The sequence below is a fragment of the Micromonospora sp. DSM 43699 genome (assembly GCF_055517075.1).
Genome location: NZ_JBTMMT010000154.1, coordinates 1 through 1,100, shown reverse-complemented (window position 1 = coordinate 1,100; position 1,100 = coordinate 1). Strand labels below are relative to the sequence as shown.

General features: G+C 63.6%; 1 protein-coding gene. It reads left to right on the top strand.

What is annotated here, in order from left to right:
- The first annotated feature begins 222 nt into the window (after positions 1-222).
- Positions 223-1,086, top strand: coding sequence for an IS5 family transposase (locus tag AC0AIB_RS30995; protein ID WP_465098045.1), 864 nt, complete (start codon positions 223-225; stop codon positions 1,084-1,086).
- Positions 1,087-1,100 lie beyond the last annotated feature (14 nt).

Below are 1,100 nucleotides of genomic sequence, written 5' to 3'. Positions count from 1 at the left end.
ACTGGACGTTTGTTTCGCGTTCGGGGCAGTAGTGGCCGATTCATGTTTGGACATCGGTAGCGCGATATGTCCGAACCGGTCCAGTAAGAGCGCATAAAGGCAGACGCGCACCTGCCCGACTTCAGTGCATTCCACCCCGGGATCGTGTCTGGTTCACATTCATCCCGCATAGGCGCACATGACGTCCGCCCAGCCGTCGCCCCGACACCGTACGCCTACTGCATGACCGCACGACGCCCCTACCCGTCCGACCTGTCCGACGCCCGGTGGGCCCTGATCGCACCCCGGCTGACCGCCTGGCGACAGGCCCGCACCGACGCCGGCGTCAGCGGACGCGCACCCACCCACGACCTCCGCGACATCGTCAACGCCATCCTCTACGTCAACCGCACCGGCATCGCCTGGCGCTACCTGCCCCACGACTTCCCGCCCCACGCCACGGTCTACGGCTACTTCGCCGCCTGGAGCAAGGAAGGCATCTTCACCGACCTGAACTACCAGCTCACCGGCCTCGTCCGCGACCACCACGGCCGCACCACCACACCCACCGCATCCATCATGGACAGCCAAAGCGTGAAGACCTCCACCAACGTCCCACTGTCCACACAGGGCACCGACGCCGGCAAGAAGATCGTCGGCCGCAAACGCGGCATCATCACCGACACCCTCGGCCTCCTCCTCGCCGTCACCGTCTGCGCCGCCAGCACCAGCGACAACACCATCGGCATGAACCTGCTCGACCAGGCCACCACCACCTACCCCACCCTCACCAAAACCTGGGTCGACGCCGGCTTCAAAAACCGCGTCGTCGAACACGGCGCCCACCTCGGCGTCGACGTCGAAATCGTCACCAAAAACCCACAGATCAAAGGCTTCAGCGTCGTCAAACGCCGATGGGTCGTCGAACGCACCATCGGCTGGCTCATGCACCACCGCCGACTCGTCCGCGACTACGAAACCCAACCCCACAACTCCGCCAGCATGATCACCCTCGCCATGATCGACAACCTCGCCAAACGCCTCACCACCGAAACCACCCCAACCTGGCGAGAACCCCTAAAACCACAACACACACAAAATACGTGAATCAGACGTCCTCT